Source organism: Blastomonas fulva (assembly GCF_003431825.1).
Classification (GTDB): domain Bacteria; phylum Pseudomonadota; class Alphaproteobacteria; order Sphingomonadales; family Sphingomonadaceae; genus Blastomonas; species Blastomonas fulva.
The window spans coordinates 1,498,838-1,514,117 of record NZ_CP020083.1; the positions used below are offsets into that span (position 1 = coordinate 1,498,838).

Annotated in this window: 18 protein-coding genes; 11 read left to right on the plus strand and 7 right to left on the minus strand. The window is 65.5% G+C overall.

What is annotated here, in order from left to right:
* Window positions 1–123: 123 nt before the first annotated feature.
* From B5J99_RS07030 to B5J99_RS07075, 10 genes are all read left to right on the plus strand, one after another.
* Window positions 124–1,236, plus strand: a complete 1,113-nt coding sequence (locus B5J99_RS07030; RefSeq protein WP_069051265.1) for an ABC transporter permease — start codon at window positions 124–126, stop codon at window positions 1,234–1,236.
* On the plus strand, window positions 1,233–2,081 hold the full coding sequence (locus B5J99_RS07035; RefSeq protein ID WP_054136457.1) for an ABC transporter ATP-binding protein: 849 nt from the start codon (window positions 1,233–1,235) through the stop codon (window positions 2,079–2,081). The genes B5J99_RS07030 and B5J99_RS07035 overlap by 4 nt, the downstream gene beginning before the upstream one ends.
* Before the next feature lie 79 nt (window positions 2,082–2,160).
* Window positions 2,161–3,108, plus strand: coding sequence for an MlaD family protein (locus B5J99_RS07040; RefSeq protein ID WP_054136456.1), 948 nt, complete (start codon window positions 2,161–2,163; stop codon window positions 3,106–3,108).
* Between the two features lie 11 nt (window positions 3,109–3,119).
* Complete coding sequence (locus B5J99_RS07045; RefSeq protein ID WP_245991778.1) at window positions 3,120–3,746, plus strand: ABC-type transport auxiliary lipoprotein family protein; 627 nt, start codon at window positions 3,120–3,122, stop codon at window positions 3,744–3,746.
* 43 nt (window positions 3,747–3,789) lie between these two features.
* Window positions 3,790–4,212, plus strand: a complete 423-nt coding sequence (gene ribH, locus B5J99_RS07050) for a 6,7-dimethyl-8-ribityllumazine synthase (protein ID WP_054136455.1) — start codon at window positions 3,790–3,792, stop codon at window positions 4,210–4,212.
* A gap of 127 nt (window positions 4,213–4,339) precedes the next feature.
* A complete protein-coding gene (locus B5J99_RS07055) occupies window positions 4,340–4,972 on the plus strand; it encodes a glutathione S-transferase (RefSeq protein ID WP_117351986.1) in 633 nt (210 codons plus the stop codon).
* Between the two features lie 54 nt (window positions 4,973–5,026).
* Window positions 5,027–5,953 carry a hypothetical protein gene (locus B5J99_RS07060; RefSeq protein ID WP_117351987.1) on the plus strand — a complete coding sequence of 309 codons (927 nt, stop codon included), beginning with the start codon at window positions 5,027–5,029 and terminating at the stop codon, window positions 5,951–5,953.
* A 59-nt stretch (window positions 5,954–6,012) separates the two neighbouring features.
* Window positions 6,013–6,957 (plus strand): DMT family transporter, encoded by a 945-nt coding sequence (locus B5J99_RS07065; protein WP_117351988.1) that lies wholly within the window; start codon window positions 6,013–6,015, stop codon window positions 6,955–6,957.
* Between the two features lie 120 nt (window positions 6,958–7,077).
* Entirely contained in the window at window positions 7,078–8,313 is a 1,236-nt protein-coding gene (locus tag B5J99_RS07070) for a NupC/NupG family nucleoside CNT transporter (RefSeq protein WP_054136451.1), read from the plus strand.
* 3 nt (window positions 8,314–8,316) lie between these two features.
* Window positions 8,317–8,712 (plus strand): hypothetical protein, encoded by a 396-nt coding sequence (locus B5J99_RS07075; protein WP_117351989.1) that lies wholly within the window; start codon window positions 8,317–8,319, stop codon window positions 8,710–8,712.
* 22 nt (window positions 8,713–8,734) lie between these two features.
* Here the strand turns inward: B5J99_RS07075 and B5J99_RS07080 are convergent, their stop codons facing one another.
* Window positions 8,735–8,953, minus strand: coding sequence for a hypothetical protein (locus B5J99_RS07080; protein ID WP_117351990.1), 219 nt, complete (start codon window positions 8,951–8,953; stop codon window positions 8,735–8,737).
* Window positions 8,954–9,014: 61 nt separating this feature from the next.
* Window positions 9,015–9,341 carry an Mpo1-like protein gene (locus B5J99_RS07085; protein ID WP_054136448.1) on the minus strand — a complete coding sequence of 109 codons (327 nt, stop codon included), beginning with the start codon at window positions 9,339–9,341 and terminating at the stop codon, window positions 9,015–9,017.
* 36 nt (window positions 9,342–9,377) lie between these two features.
* On the opposite strand from B5J99_RS07085, the gene B5J99_RS07090 reads away from it, so the two are divergent.
* Window positions 9,378–9,794: a gamma-glutamylcyclotransferase family protein gene (locus tag B5J99_RS07090; protein WP_054136447.1), complete on the plus strand. Its 417-nt coding sequence runs from the start codon at window positions 9,378–9,380 to the stop codon at window positions 9,792–9,794.
* Window positions 9,795–9,906: 112 nt separating this feature from the next.
* Here B5J99_RS07090 and B5J99_RS07095 read toward each other — a convergent pair whose 3' ends face one another.
* The 5 genes from B5J99_RS07095 to B5J99_RS07115 all read right to left on the minus strand — a co-directional run bounded on the left by B5J99_RS07095 (window position 9,907) and on the right by B5J99_RS07115 (window position 15,219).
* A complete protein-coding gene (locus B5J99_RS07095) occupies window positions 9,907–10,629 on the minus strand; it encodes a hypothetical protein (RefSeq protein ID WP_117351991.1) in 723 nt (240 codons plus the stop codon).
* Between the two features lie 13 nt (window positions 10,630–10,642).
* A complete protein-coding gene (locus B5J99_RS07100; RefSeq protein ID WP_117351992.1) occupies window positions 10,643–11,854 on the minus strand; it encodes a toxic anion resistance protein in 1,212 nt (403 codons plus the stop codon).
* Window positions 11,855–11,987: 133 nt separating this feature from the next.
* On the minus strand, window positions 11,988–14,171 hold the full coding sequence (locus B5J99_RS07105) for a response regulator (RefSeq protein ID WP_162892491.1): 2,184 nt from the start codon (window positions 14,169–14,171) through the stop codon (window positions 11,988–11,990).
* Between the two features lie 162 nt (window positions 14,172–14,333).
* On the minus strand, window positions 14,334–14,663 hold the full coding sequence (locus B5J99_RS07110) for a hypothetical protein (protein WP_117351993.1): 330 nt from the start codon (window positions 14,661–14,663) through the stop codon (window positions 14,334–14,336).
* A 133-nt stretch (window positions 14,664–14,796) separates the two neighbouring features.
* The gene (locus B5J99_RS07115; RefSeq protein WP_162892492.1) at window positions 14,797–15,219 is read right to left on the minus strand and encodes a hypothetical protein; all 423 of its coding nucleotides are present in this window, start codon (window positions 15,217–15,219) and stop codon (window positions 14,797–14,799) included.
* Window positions 15,220–15,280: the final 61 nt, after the last annotated feature.

The following is a 15,280-nucleotide window of genomic DNA, read 5'->3' on the forward strand; positions in this document are numbered from 1 at the left end:
ATCGGCGGGAAACAAGCGCGCCGTTGTAACACCGTGTAAGCTTGTCTGATCGGGCAAGACTGCGACGGGCCGTGCGCCAAGATGCTTGTGATTGCGCGCTTTATCGCACAAAGATGCCGCGATATGGGTGTCCCGGCCGATTTTTCCGTTGAACAGCGTAGCGACACCGGCGCGGTGCTGCGCTTTACCGGCGATCTGGATATCGCCACCATCGGTCCGCTCGACAAAAGGCTCAAGTCGCTGGACCAGTCTCCGGCGCTGATCGACATGGCCGATGTCGGGCATATCGACACCGTCGGAGCGTGGATCGTGCATCGGCTGGCGCGCGATCACAACTGTGAAATCGTCAATCTGAGCGAATCGGGCGGCAGGCTGGTCGAGGCGGTCGGCAAGTCCGACGTCGGCGAAGTCGACGCTCCGCCTCGCCCCGATATCGTCACCCGCGCGGTCGGCGGCATCGGCGAAGGCGTGATGCTTGCGCTGACGTCGATGGTCGGGATGTTGAGCTTTTTCGGCGCGATCGTGCGCGCGGTGCTGTCGCTCGCAGTTCATCCGCGCCGCATCCGCTGGGCCGCGATCATCCGCCATTTCGAGCTGGTCGGCGCATCAGCGCTGGGCATCGTCGGCCTGATGAGCTTCCTCATCGGCATCGTCATCGCGCAGCAGGGCGCGGTGCAGCTGCGCCAGTTCGGTGCCGAAGTGTTCACCGTCAACCTTGTCGGGCGGCTGACGATCCGCGAGCTGGGCGTGCTGATGACCGCGATCATGGTCGCGGGCCGTTCGGGCAGCGCCTTTGCCGCGCAGATCGGCACGATGAAGCTGACCGAAGAGGTCGACGCGATGCGGACGATCGGCGTGTCGCCGGTCGAGGCTCTGGTGCTGCCGCGCGTCGCCGCTGCGGTGCTGATGATGCCGCTGCTCGGTTTCTATTCGATGATCGTCGCGATGGTCGGCGGCGCGTTCCTGTGCTGGATCGTGCTGGAAATCCCGGTCGCGACCTTCATCGTGCGCATCCAGGAAGTCGTGCCGATTACCGATTTCTATGTCGGCATGGTCAAGGCGCCGGTGTTCGGGCTGATCATCGCGCTGGCCGGCTGCTATCAGGGCATGCAGGTGCGCGGCAACGCCGAGGAGGTCGGCGCACGCACGACAGCAGCGGTCGTCCAGGCGATCTTCATGGTCATCGTGCTCGATGCGTTCTTTGCGGTGTTCTTCACCGAGATCGGCTGGGGATGAGCGCTGCCCGACAGAAAGAATGCGATGTCGCCATCCGCATCACCGGGCTGACCAACAGCTTTGGCGATGACGTGGTGCATGACGACCTGTCGCTCGATGTGCGCCATGGCGAGATTCTGGGCGTGGTCGGCGGATCGGGCACCGGCAAATCGGTGCTGATGCGCTCGATCATCGGCCTGCAGACCCCCGATTCGGGGCGGATCGAGGTTCTGGGCGAATCCATGCTCGACGAGGCGGAAGAGGATGTCTCGATCCGCAGTCGCTGGGGCGTGCTGTTCCAGGGCGGGGCCTTGTTCTCCACCCTCACGGTGGCCGAAAACGTCATGGTGCCGCTGGCGGAATTCTATCCCAAGATCGATTCCAAGCTGCGCCGCGAGATCGCGATGTACAAGATCGCGCTCAGCGGCCTTCCCGAAGAGGCGGCCGACAAATACCCGTCCGAGCTTTCGGGCGGGATGAAGAAGCGCGCCGGCCTTGCCCGCGCGCTGTCGCTCGATCCCGACCTGTTGTTTCTCGACGAGCCGACCGCCGGCCTCGACCCGATCGGTGCGGCACGGTTCGACGAGCTGACGCTGGAACTGCAGCGCACGCTGGGCCTCACCGTGTTCCTGATCACGCACGATCTCGATACGCTGCACGAGATCTGCGACCGGGTCGCGGTGCTCGCCGACCGCAAGGTGATCGCCATTGGCACGATCCCCGAGCTGCTTGCGACCGACCACCCGTGGATCCAGGAATATTTCAACGGCCCGCGCGGCCGCGCCGCTGCCGTGAGCCACGCAGACGAGGAGCGGCGCCAAAACCGGCATCCCGCCCAGAGCAAGAGCCGGGGGTTCAAGCGATGACGCCAGATCACGCTCCGGGGAACGACCGCGCCGCTTTGTCGGTAGACAGCATCAAAAGATCAGGGGCATAACCAACGCCATGGAAACACGCGCCAATCATGTCTGGGTGGGGACCGTCACCCTGGTGCTGCTCGCAGGCATCGCGGCCTTCGTCATCTGGCTCGCAGGGCTGGGGGATACCGACCGCAACAAATACGATATCTTCTTCAAGACATCGGTGGACGGCATCGCCAAGGGCTCGGTTGTCGCCTATTCGGGCGTGCCATCGGGCCAGGTGACCGAGATCGCGTTGTGGGCCAAGGACCCGCAGTTTGTGCGCGTGCGCATCGAGGTTAACTCTGAAGTGCCGATCCTCGAGGGCACCACCGCGACCATTCAGGGCGTTGGCTTTACCGGCGTGTCGCAAATCCAGCTCGATGGCGCCAAGCAGGGCGCGCCTGCGCTCACCGAACCTGGCCCTGAAGGTGTGCCGGTGATCCCGACCAAGCCGGGCGCGCTGGGCGAACTGCTCAACAACGCGCCGCTGCTGCTCGAGCGGCTGGCGACGCTGACCGAACGGTTCACCCAGGTGCTGTCGGACGAAAACCAGAAATCGATTTCGGTGCTGCTGAAGAATTCGGGCCGCCTGACCGGCGAACTGTCCGACACTGCACCGCAGATGCGCGCTGCGCTCGCAGAGCTGCGTGTGACGCTCGCCAAGGCAGGCGTTGCCGCCGAGCAGCTTGGCCTCACTGCGCAATCGACCAAGGATGTGCTCGATTCCGAAGGCCGCCCGCTCGCCAAGCAGCTCGCCAAGACGCTGGCAGAGACCGACCGCACGCTCGCCAAGCTGACCGAGACGATGGAAGAGGCACGGCCAGGCCTGCGCCAGTTCTCCACCACCACGCTGCCCGAAACCGAGGCGCTGGTGCGCGATCTGCGCGTCACCGCCAGGGCGCTGTCGGCGATCACCGAGAAGATCGATCAGGAAGGCGCAACCGGCCTGCTCGGCGGGCCGCCGCTTCCCGACTACAAGCCCAAGAACTGAGAAGGCGAGCCATGACCGCGATGCCGACAACCGGAGCCAGCCTTGTGAACCAGAAGTTCCGCCCCGTTCTCGCCGCCGGGGCGACCGTTCTGCTGCTGGCCGGCTGTGTCAGCTTTGGCGACAAGGCTCCGCCGCAGCTGCTTACCCTGACCTCGGACGCCGCACCGACCGCAGGATCGATGGCATCGGCTTCGGTGACCGAGGCGATCATCGTCGACGTACCCACGGTCGAGCGCACGCTCGATCAGGTACGCGTACCGGTCCAAGTCAGCGACAGCGCGATCGCCTACGTCCAGGATGCGGTGTGGGCCGACAAGCCCGCGCGGCTGTTCCGCGGCGTGCTTGCCGAGACGCTTGCCGCCAAGAGCGGACGGCTGGTGCTCGATCAGGTCGAAACCGGCTCCGAACGCGGCATGATGCTTTCGGGCCAGCTGCAGCGCTTCGGCTATGACGAGGGCGCGCGTGCCGTCGTGGTGCGCTATGATGCGGTGATCCGCAAGCCCGGCACCCCGCTGCGCAAGCAGCGCTTTGAGGCGAGCGTTCCGGTCGCCACGGTCGATGCGGTCAGCGTCGGCGCAGCGCTCAACCAGGCAGCCAACACCGTCGCGGGTCAGGTTGCCGCCTGGGTCGCGGGCTGACCTTCTTTTTTGCTTTTTGTGATTTGTACGGGATACTGAAACCATGGCGCATTTCCTCATCGTCGAGGCCCGCTTCTACGACCATCTCAACGACCTGCTGATCGAGGGTGCCAAGGCCGCGATCAAGAAGGCCGGGCACAGCTGCGAGGTGCTCACGGTGCCCGGCGCGCTCGAAATCCCCGCCGCGATCGCGATGGCATCGGATACCCAGCGCTTCGATGGCTATGTCGCGATCGGCGTGATCATCCGCGGCGAGACCTATCACTTCGAGGTCGTCTCGAACGAAAGCGCGCGCGCGATCATGGCGCTGACGCTCGACGGCATGCCGATCGGCAACGGCATCCTCACGGTCGAGAACGAAGCGCAGGCGCTGACCCGCGCCAAGATGAGCGAAAAGGACAAGGGCGGCGATGCTGCCCGCGCCGCGATCGCCATGCTCGAAATCTCCGAGCGTCTGGCGGGCTAGGGTTTACTGTCTTTCGTCATTCCCGCGAACGCGGGAATCCCGCTTGTGCGCTCAGGTTGCAGTAAAAGCGGGACCCCCGCGTCCGCGGGGGTGACGATGGAGTAGGTGATACTGTGAGCGTGCGCCGATGACCCCTCTCCCTATCCTCTACACCTTCCGCCGCTGCCCCTATGCCATGCGCGCGCGGATGGCGCTGCTGGCGAGCGGGCAGGAGGTTGAGCTGCGCGAGATCATCCTGCGCGCCAAGCCCCAGGCGATGCTCGATGCCTCGCCCAAGGGCACGGTGCCGGTGCTGATGCTGGCCAACGGGCAGGTGATCGCCGAAAGCCTGGAAATCATGCGCTGGGCGCTGGCGGCGCGCGATCCCGAAGACTGGCTGGCAGGCGATGACGCCGCGCTGATCGCGGCCAATGACGGTCCGTTCAAGCACCATCTCGACCGCTACAAATACCCCTCGCGCTATCCTGGCGACAGCGTCGACCACCGCGCCGGGGGTCTTGAACATCTGGAAGCGCTGGAGGCGCGGCTGGCCGATCAGCCCTATCTGTGCGGGGACCAGCGCGCGCTGGCCGATATCGCGCTGTTCCCGTTCGTGCGCCAGTTCGCCGCCACAGATGCCGACTGGTTCGCCGCCCAAGACCTGCCCCGGGTGCAGCGCTGGCTTGAAAGCCTGGTGCAGTCCGATCTGTTTGCCGCCGCGATGATCCGCCCGGTACCGTGGCAGCCGGGCGATGCGCCGATATTGTTTGCGTCGCATTAACCTCATGGAGGCTATAGGCTGGGCGATGGTTTCCCTTTCGATCGGCTGGTGCCCATGTTGATGGATCTTCTGCCCTTCCGCGTTCGCAGCCGGCTGGACAACTGGCGGCACGACGCCGCCTGCCGCCCGGTGCTGGGTACCGCGCCGATCATCCCTGCCGATGATGGCCTGGTGCTGTTCTCGATGATGGGGACCGCGGTGCTGTTGCCCTATCTGGTCGCGGTCAAGTCGCTTTGGCACCATGTCCGGCGCGGGCGGGTGGTGATCCTGTCCGACGGCACGCTGACCGCAGCCGACCGCGCCGTGCTTGCGCAGCATTGCGGCAACCCCGAGATCATCGATATCGCCAATGTCGATACCAGCGGCTTCCCGACCGGCGGCGCGTGGGAGCGGTTCCTGTCGATCCTCGACCGGCGCGGCGATGACTATGTGATCCAGCTGGACAGCGACACCGTGACCCTGGGTCGCCCCGATGCGGTGATCGACGCGATCACCGCCAACCGCAGCTTCACGCTGCTCGGCGGCCCGGAATGGGAGATCGGCGCGCAGACCTGCACCGCGTTCGTGCCCCCGACCGATCTCACCGCATCGGCCGACGCGCACATCCAGTCGCGCATGGAGCGCGCGCTCGCCCGCATCCGCGATGCGCAGACGCTGCGCTATATCCGCGGCTGTGCGGGGTTCGCGGGCTTTTCAAAGGGCGGCGACGGGCGCGCGCTTGCCCGCCGATTTGCCGGGGAATTGACCGGCCTGCTCGGCGCCGAAGCGATGCGCGAATGGGGCAGCGAACAGGTGACCTCGAGCTTCGTCGTCGCCAACGATCCCGATCCGGTGCTGCTGCCCTATCGCCATTACGGCAATTACTGGGCCGAACCCTGGGACGCAGACTGCCGGTTCATGCACTTCGTCGGCGCGCACCGCCATGACGGCAGCGCCTATCGCGACGCCACCGCTGCTGCGCTGGCGATCATGGATCGCTGACCGGCGGGCAAAGCTCGGGGCTGGACAGCGCCCGCGTCGGCGTCGATAGCAGCGCTGCCATGGCATCAGGACCTGCATCTTCCCGCGCGGTGAACGCAGCGCCTCTGGTCGCGATCGCCGCCTGTTTGGGCGGCATGCTGCTGTTTGGCGCGATGGATGCCGCGATGAAGACGGTGACGATCGACATGGGCGTCGTCGCCGCGCTGTTCTGGCGCTGCATGATCGGCGTGGTGCTCGCCCTTGCGCTGTTCCTCGCCCAGCGCAGTCCTGCCATCCCGCGCGGAGCGGTGCTGCGGCTGCATCTGCTGCGCGGAACGGTGGTTGCGGCCATGGCGGTGCTGTTCTTCTGGGGACTGGCGCGCACGCCGATGGCAGAGGCGGTCGCGATCAGCTTCATCGCCCCGATCATCGCGCTGTTCCTTGCAGCAGTGGTGCTCAAGGAGCGCATCGGCTCGGGTGCCATCATGGCGTCGGTGCTGGGGTTTGCCGGGGTGGCGGTCATCGCAAGCGGAAGGCTCGGGCTGCTGGGTGGCGCAGCACAAGCCGCAGGCCAGGACACCGGCGTTGCCCAATGGTCGGGGATCGCGGCGATCACCGGGTCTGCCGTGCTCTATGCTTGGAACCTCATCCTCCAGCGCCAGCAGGCGCAGCTTACCAGCCCGCAGGAGATCGTGCTCGCGCAGAACCTGATCATTGGCTTCTGGATGGCGCTGGCTATGCCCTTTGTCGGGAAGCTGCCGGGCGAACAGCTGCTCTCCGCGCCGGTCGGCTGGGGGTTGCTGGCGCTGTCCGCGGTGCTCTCCATCCTGTCGCTGCTGCTGCTGTCCTGGGCCTATGCCCGGGCCGAGGCGCAGGCGCTGCTGCCGCTCGAATACTCCATGTTCATCTGGGGCGCGCTGTTCGGCTGGCTGGTGTTCGACGAGACCATCGGCTGGACGACGCTGGCAGGCGCAGGCCTGATCGTCACCGGCTGCTGGCTGGTCGCGCGCCAGCCCAGGCCCTGACCGGCAGCGATCGGCTCGGCGCGGCGGGCGCAGTTCGCGCTTCCCCCATCGCGGCATTCTGGCTAGGCAGGACCGGGGACCAACCAGACATTTCCTTTATCGGGGGCACGGGCGCAAAGCATGACACGGATTTTGCTGGGACTGGCAGGCATTGCGCTGATCCTGTCGATCGCGCTGCTGCTGTCCAACAACCGGCGCGCGATCAGGCTGCGCGTCGTCGGCGCCGCGTTCGCGCTGCAGGCCAGCATCGCGGTACTGGTGCTGTACGTGCCCGCGGGCAAGACCGCGATCCAGGCAATGGCGCGCGGCGTCTCCAACCTGCTGGGCTATGCGCAGGCGGGCACCAATTTCATCTTCGGCCCGCTCGCCAGCCCCGAAGTCGGCGGCAACAGCTTTGCCATCGCCGCGCTGCCGGTGATCATCTTCTTCTCGGCTTTGGTGTCGATCCTCTATTATCTGGGCATCATGCAGCGGGTGATCCAGTGGGTGGGCGGCGCGATCCAGAAGCTGATCGGCATCTCCAAGGTCGAAAGCCTGTGTGCGGCGGCCAACATCTTCGTCGGCCAGAGCGAATCGCCATTGGTGATCCGCCCCTATCTCGCCGCGCTGAAGCCCTCGCAGCTGTTCACGGTGATGAGCGTGGGCATGGCGGGCGTCGCGGGCACCATTCTGGCGGCCTATGCCGCGATGGGCATCCGCATCGATTTCCTCCTCGCCGCCGCGTTCATGTCCGCGCCCGGCGGCATCCTGATGGCCAAGATCATCATGCCCGACGATCCGGCGGATGCGAGCCCCGAAGCGGTGATGCCGCTCGATGTCGAATATGAGGACGAACGCCCCGCCAATGTCATCATGGCTGCCGCGATGGGCGCGCAGACGGGGGTCAAGCTTGCGGTCGCGGTCGGCGCGATGGTGCTGGCGTTCGTCGCTTTGGTGGCGATGGCCAACGGCCTGCTCGCAGGGGTCGGCGGCTGGATCGGCTTTGCCGACCTGTCGTTCCAGAAGTTGGTCGGCTATGTCTTCGCGCCGATCATGTACCTGATCGGCGTGCCGTGGGACGAGGCGCTGCGCGCGGGCGGGCTGTTCGGCACCAAGATCGTGCTCAACGAGTTCGTCGCATTTATCGATCTGGGCGGACCCGATTCCGGGCTTTCGGCGCGGACCATCGCGATCGTGACCTTCGCCTTGTGCGGCTTTGCCAATTTCTCGTCGATCGCCATCCAGATGGCGGTGACCGGGGGCCTCGCCCCCAGCCAGCGACCGATGATCGCCAAGCTCGGGCTCAAGGCGCTCGCCTCGGGCAGCCTCGCCAACCTGATGAGCGCTGCGCTGGCGGGTCTGCTGATCACGGTATGACCGGTGCTGGGCCCCGCCACCAGAGCAGGGCTGAGATACGGGGCTGAGGCTTTCGCGCTGGGCTTTGCGCTCGCGCTTGTCCGGATCCCGATGCTGGTTCCGGCTATAGGCGAATTCGCTGCGGTACTGTGCGAGATTCCGGTGATGCTGGCCGCGATGCTGCTGCGAGCCAGGGCGATCATCCGGCGCAGTAGCATCGCCACCGCACGTCAGCGCACGGCCATGGGGCTGACCGGATTTGCCTTGTTGATGGTGTGCGAATGGGGGCTGGCGCTGGTGCTGGGCCAGGGATCGCAAGCGTGGCTGGCGAGCCTCGCGACGCTGCCCGGAGCCATCGGGCTGGCGGGGCAGCTGATATTCGCGATGCTGCCCCTGATGGTCAGATATCCCAGGGACTGAGCATCATCAGGGGCGGTGGGTGTCAGGGCTGGATCGAGGACGGCGGGTCCGACGCATCCATCGAATCGTCGAGCGCGTCATCCAGATCTTTCTCGCTGATATCGTCCTTGTCGACATCGGGCTTGGCGTCATGCTCTTCGGTATTCAGGCTGCTATGCTTGGCGCCGGCGCGCTGCGCGGTTTCCTCGGTGCAATCGACGGGATCGTTGGCGGCGGGCTTGGGGTCTTGATGATCGGTCATAAGGCTCTCCTTGGTGATGAGCCTACGCCGGTGATGGCACGCGGGTTCCGTGGTACAGCGTTCAGCTCACCCCGGCGCGCCGGAGCTCGGGCCCCAGCCGACCGGTCAGCCACAGCCCCCACATCCGGAAATCCGCGGCCAGCGACCAGAGCGGATAGGTGAAGGTGGCCGGCCGGTTGCGCTCGATCCGCCAGTGGCTGACCCAGGCAAAGAAATAGCCCGCCAGCGGCATCGCAGCGAACAGCAGCCAGTTGCCGGTGAGCAGCGCCGCCAGCCCCAGCAGCACGACCAGCGAGGTTCCCGCATAATGCCAGGCGCGGGTCAGCGGGCGGCTGTGTTCGGACAGGTAATAGGGCCAGAATTCGGCGAAGCTGGTGTAGCGCTGCATATCGATGTTCTCCCGCAGCCATGATAGGCACAGATCATGCCTGCGATCCAGCCCGACCTGCTGCCCGACCTGATCTTCGTCTATGGCACGCTGCGCCGAGGCAGTGCGCACGCCAATGCGGCGCGGCTGGCGCGCGAGAGCGATTGGCTGGGCCTGGCGACGTTGAGCGGCATGCTCTATCGCGTCAGCTGGCACCCGGCGCTGGTGCTGGAGGGCAGCGACCCGGTCACCGGCGACCTGCTGCGGCTGCATGATCCCGCCGCCAGCCTGCCCTGGCTCGACGCTTTCGAAAGCTGCAGCCCCGACGATCCGCCACCGCACGACTATCGCCGCGAGATTGCGATGGTCATGACGGCAGCCGGACCTGCAACCGCACTGGTCTATGTCTGGAACCTGTCCGTGGACGGGCTCGAGCGGATAGCGACCGGTGATTGGCTGGGCGCGGCTGGCTGAGAGGGGCGATTGCCGGCATTCTCACGGGCCCGGGTCGGTGACGCCAATGCTGCGCTCGTCATTCCCGCAAATGCGGGGGTGACGAACGGTAGAGTACTGGCAAGGACGATCGCTACTGGCTGTCCGCCACACCGTCGTACTTCAGCTCGAGAAACCGCCCGCGAATGGCGAGCTTGTCGGCATCGCCCTCGGCAATTGTTCGGGTCGCGCTGGCGATCTCGCGTTCGATGACCCCAAGGCCATGCAGCAACTGTTCGTCGGGGGTGCGCTCGCCGCGCTTTTCCTTGCGCATGTTCGCGGGGATCTTGCGATAGCCAGTGATCAGTTCGGGCAGGTGCTCGCCCACCAGCTTGCGGATTTCGCGCGCAGGCTCGCTGTTTTCCTCGAGCGTCTGCAGCTGCGGCGCGAGCATGTCGAGCTGGACGCCGATATTGTCGATCAGGCTGACCGCAGGCGCGGGCAGCGCCGGGCGCTGGCTTTCGAGCCAGATCTCGGTCTTGCCCGCCAGCACCTTGAGCGGTTCCTTGGCAAGCTTCTCGGGCGTCGGGACCTTGAGCTTCATGCCGCTGCCCAGCACCACGGTGGCAACAACTGCGGCGAGCACGGTCAGCAGCACGCCATAGAAGCCGATGCCGTCGATGATCGCGCCGACCACGCCTGCGGCGACCAGGATCACGCCGATGGAAATAGCGATCGCGGCGATTTTCTTCCACAGATGCTCGCGCTTGAGCGCGCGCGATTTGCTGCCGATCGACGGGCCCATCTGCACCCGGCGCTTGACCGCTGCGGCGTCGGCGAGAATCTGGTCGGACTGGCTGGTCAGGGATTTGCTCATGCGGACCGCTGCCTCACGCCTCCAGCGAACTGAGCAGCGACGGACCAGACGACGCGCCGCCCGAGCCTGCCTGGCTGGCACCCTCGGCGCGGGCGATATAGCCCTTGGACTTCTCGACTTCCTTGCTCAGCGTGTCGACCGTGGTCTTCATGCTGTCGAGCGCCTTGACCTTGAAGGTGTCGATGTTGTCCATCGTGTCGTAGATGTTCTGGAACGCGCGCTGCAGCGTCTCGACGGGGATCGTCGCCGATGCCGCCTGTTCGTGGATCTTGGCGGTCTGTTCTTTCAACATCGTTCCGGTGGAATCGATGATGTTCGCGGTGGTGGTGTTGAGCGCGGTGATCTGGTCGAGCACCAGCTTTTGCCCAACCAGCGCCTGCGCTACCGTGACGGCCGTGCGCAGCGCCGCGACGGTGGTGGTGCTGGCACGGTCGACGCCCTTGACCAGCTCGACGTTGTTCTTCTTGACCAGATCGAGCGCGAGATAGCCCTGCACCGTCACCGCCATCTGCGTCAGCAGGTCCTGCGTGCGCTGACGGACATAGAACAAGGCGGTTTCGCGGATCGCCTTGGCCTTGGCCGGATCGGTCATGTCGAGCTCGGCGGCCTTTTCCTCCAGCCGGGCATCCAGCGTCTTGGAAACGTGGATCATCTGCTCGAGCTTGCCCATTGCCGCCCACAGATTCTGCCGCTCGACGTCGATCGCGGCGTTGTCCATCAGCAGCTCGTCCTTGCCGCTTTGCAAGCTGCCCAGGATCGACTGGATGTGCCCCTGCGAGCTTTTGTAGCTGTCGAAGTAATCGCGCATCTTGTTGCCGAACGGGATGATGCCGAAGATCTTCTTGCGGGTGAACAGGTCGCCCTTCTTGCCCGGGTCGAGATCCTCGACCGTGCGGCGCAATTGCGCGAGGTTGGCGCCGACCGAATTGTCGGAGTCCATCGCCTTGACCGGGCGGTCGAGAAAGCGGTTGGACTGCCCTGCGGCATCGCCGATTTCCTTGCGGCCCATATTGGTGATCTGGTCGACACGCTTGCCGAATTCGGGGGAGTTGACGTCCTGCGCCACCAGATCGCTGATGAAGCCCTCGACCTTCTCGTCGAGCTTCGATTTCACGTCATCGGACACCGGCACCAGGCCGGTGGCTTCCGCAGCCGTCACCACGGGCACCGGATCGGGTGCCTCCAGGGTCAGTTTCTTGTCCGCAATCGCAGTTTGCGTTGCCATGCCGTGTGCGCTCCCGTTTCCGCTTTTCGCCCAAAATGAGGCGAGTTGCCCTTTCAGGCAAGCGATAAGTGTTACTGTGTTAATATATCAATACAGTAAGCCAGCGCAAGCGGAATACCGCAGCTGTTGCGCATCACGGCGTGAGCATCTGCCGCACCTTGATCGCGAGCGTGTCAATCTGGAACGGCTTGGTCAGCATGTCCATGCCATGGTCGAGGAAGCCGCTGCGCACCGCTGCGCCCTGGGCATAGCCGGTGACGAACAGCACCTTGAGCCCGGGCCGGGTCTGGCGGGCAATTTCGGCAAGCTGGCGCCCGTTCAATCCGGGCAGCCCGACATCGGAGATCATCAGGTCGATCTGGCGGCTGGTCTGCAGGATGGCGAACGCTTCCTCGGCGTGCTCCGCCTCGCAGGCGGTATAGCCCAGCTCGTCGAGCACGTTGACGATGACCATGCGCACGGCGGCGTCGTCCTCGACCACCAGCACGGTCTCGCCCGCACCCACAGGCATCGAGGCGACCCGCGGCTCTGCGACGACGACCGGCGCGTCGCTGCACGGCACGAACAGCTTGACGCTCGTGCCCACGCCCAGCTCGCTGTAGATGCGCACATGGCCGCCCGATTGCTTGAGGAAGCCGTAGATCATCGACAGCCCCAGCCCGGTACCCTGGCCGATCGGCTTGGTGGTGAAGAACGGTTCGAATACCTTGGTGATGGTCTCCGCGCTCATCCCCTGGCCGTTGTCGGAGACGCTGAGCACGACATAGTCGCCCGGCTGCAGGTCCTCGCCGGTCTGGGCAAAGCCGGGATCCAGCTGCATCGTGGTCGTCTCGATGGTCAGGTGTCCGCCATCGGGCATCGCATCGCGCGCGTTGATACACAGGTTGAGCAGCGCATTTTCGAGCTGGTTGGCATCGGTGCTGGCAGGCGGCAGGCCCGGGACGAGCGCCACCGCGAGGCTCACCTGCTCCCCCAGCGTCCGCCGCAGAAAGTCTTCCATCCCGCGCACCAGCTGGTTGACGTCGGTGGGGCGGATATCGAGCGATTGGCGCCGCCCGAAGGCCAGCAGCCGCGCGGTCAGCGCTGCGGCGCGCTGCGCCGAAGTCTCCGCTGCCTCGAGATAGCGATGGACCTGATCCATCCGGCCCGATTCAAGGAAGCGGCGGATCAGGTCGATGCTGCCGATCACCCCGGTCAGCATGTTGTTGAAATCGTGCGCCAGCCCGCCGGTCAGCTGGCCAATCGCCTCCATCTTCTGCGCTTGGCGCAACGCCTCGGCGGTCACCTCGCGTTCTGCGATGGCCTCGGCAATCCGCTGTTCGAGCGTCTCGTTCAGCTCGTGCAGTTCCTGCTCGGAACGGCGTCGGTCCGTGATATCCGTGAACAGCGCAGCGACGTGATGATCGGCAGGATCGCCGATGCGGAAGGCGTGGACATCGAACCACCTGTTGTCCAGCGCGCTGGCGATGTGCTGCACCCGCCTGGACTGCCCGGTCAGGTCGACCTCTCCGTACAGATCCAGCCAGTACTGTTCGACACCGGGCAACGCATCGCGAACCCACCGGTCTTCGACGTCGCTCAGGCCGGTATGGGTGGAAAATGCCCGGTTGACCTCGACAAAGCGATAATCGGCGGCGCGACCATCAGCGTCATAGCGCATCTGGAGCACGGAGATGCCGGCATCGACGGCATTGAACAGGTGCCGATAATGCTCCTCGCTGGCGGTGCGCGCGGTTTCGGCGGCAATCCGGCTGGCGATTTCCGCTTCCAGAACGGCCGAGCGCTCGTCGCGCTGGACGATCGCACGGCGCAGATCCAGCTGCGTCATCACCTGCCGCGCCAGCACCTCAAGCGTCAGCCTCTGCCGCGCGGTGATGCCCTCGGGTCTCGGCTTACTGTCGAGCACGCACACCGTACCCAGCGGCAGGCCTTCCTCGGTCCTGAGGAGCGCGCCCGCATAAAAGCGCAGGCCGCCTTCGGCCTGAACCAGCGGATTGCTGTCGAAGCGCGAATCGAGCAGCGTGTCGGGGACAATGAACATGTCGTCCTGCAGCAGCGCATGCGCGCAGATCGAGACATCCAGCGGCAGTTCGCGCGCGCCGATACCGATCTCCGCCTTGAACCATTGCCGGTCCGACGCGATCAGGTTGACCACTGAAATGGGGGCGTCGAACACATCGCTGGCCAGCCGGACTATGTCCTCAAACTCGGGCTCGCGCGGCGTGTCGAGAATGCCGTATCGCAACAGCGCAGCCAGCCGGTCGGACTCGGTCCAACCGGGGGGCGGGCTGCGGTCGGGCGGCGCAATCGATGTCACGGATTGACAGCTAACATGTTTCCTCCGGTTTGATCATCAATTTTGCGCCACATCCAACAGCTGGTGGCGCAACCGGTTCCACAAGCGCTCCAGGTGCTTTGGCGCAGGCGTCACAGGGGCTGCGGGGTGCGCACCTCAAAGGGCGCGCACCCCGCATATCCTTCAGGCGCCCATGTCCCACAATGCGGAGCACACCACCGCTAGCAGCACGAAGATCACCAGCAGCACGGCGATTTCCTTGGGAGCATGCGATAGCGCCTTTGCCTGCTCCTGCTCGAACGCCGCGATCTTGTAGCGGATGGTCTCGTCGCCCTTGAGCAGGCCGATCTCAAGCAGTGGGCCCGATTTCAGATAGTCCGTCAGCGCGCGCCGCTCCTCGCTGGTGATGTCGGGGTAGCGTCTGAACAGCGCCTTGACCCGCTGCTTGCGGGCGGTGTCGTCCTGCTCGTCGGGGGTGCCGGGCAGAGCGGGCACGGGTTGTTGATCGATCATGTCGTGTCTTTCGGGATGAAAATGTCGTGAAAATGCGAAAGGCGCGCGCCACCCCGCGCGGGACGCGCAGGCGCCCGAACCGCTGGAACAGTGTCGCGGGGGTTCGTCGTTCAGAAGCGGGAAGCGCCTGGGGTCAGCTGAGCGCAGGAGGCGCGCGCGGGCCGGATCCTGCACGGACAAAGGCAGGCATCGCCGCCTGTGACAGGTCGAACGCGGGGTCTGCCGGTGCGAAATGCAGTCGAGGCAGCGGGCCGAATGGTGTCGGCGGAAGCGTTGCCAGCCCATCGCCGCCGGTCAGCGCCGGCCGCTGGCGGGCCTCTTGCGCGGCGCTGGCAAAGGCCTGCTCGTTTTCATCGCGGTTGAGCGCAACCTGGGTCGTGGCCGGGTTGAACGCCGAGCCCACTATCTGGCTTGCGGGCAGCGCGCCGGGCAGCAAGGCGCTGGCAAGCGCGACGAACAGCGCAACGATAAGCCCGCTCGCCCAGGCGCGGTGCCGCGCGAGCGGAGAATCCGGCTCGGGCGCGACGCGGCGCATCGGAGACTGGGGCTCGGGCATGGCCAGACCTATAGGCCCGCGGGCACCGGCGGTAAACCCGTGCAGCCCGGGCCGGGCTGTG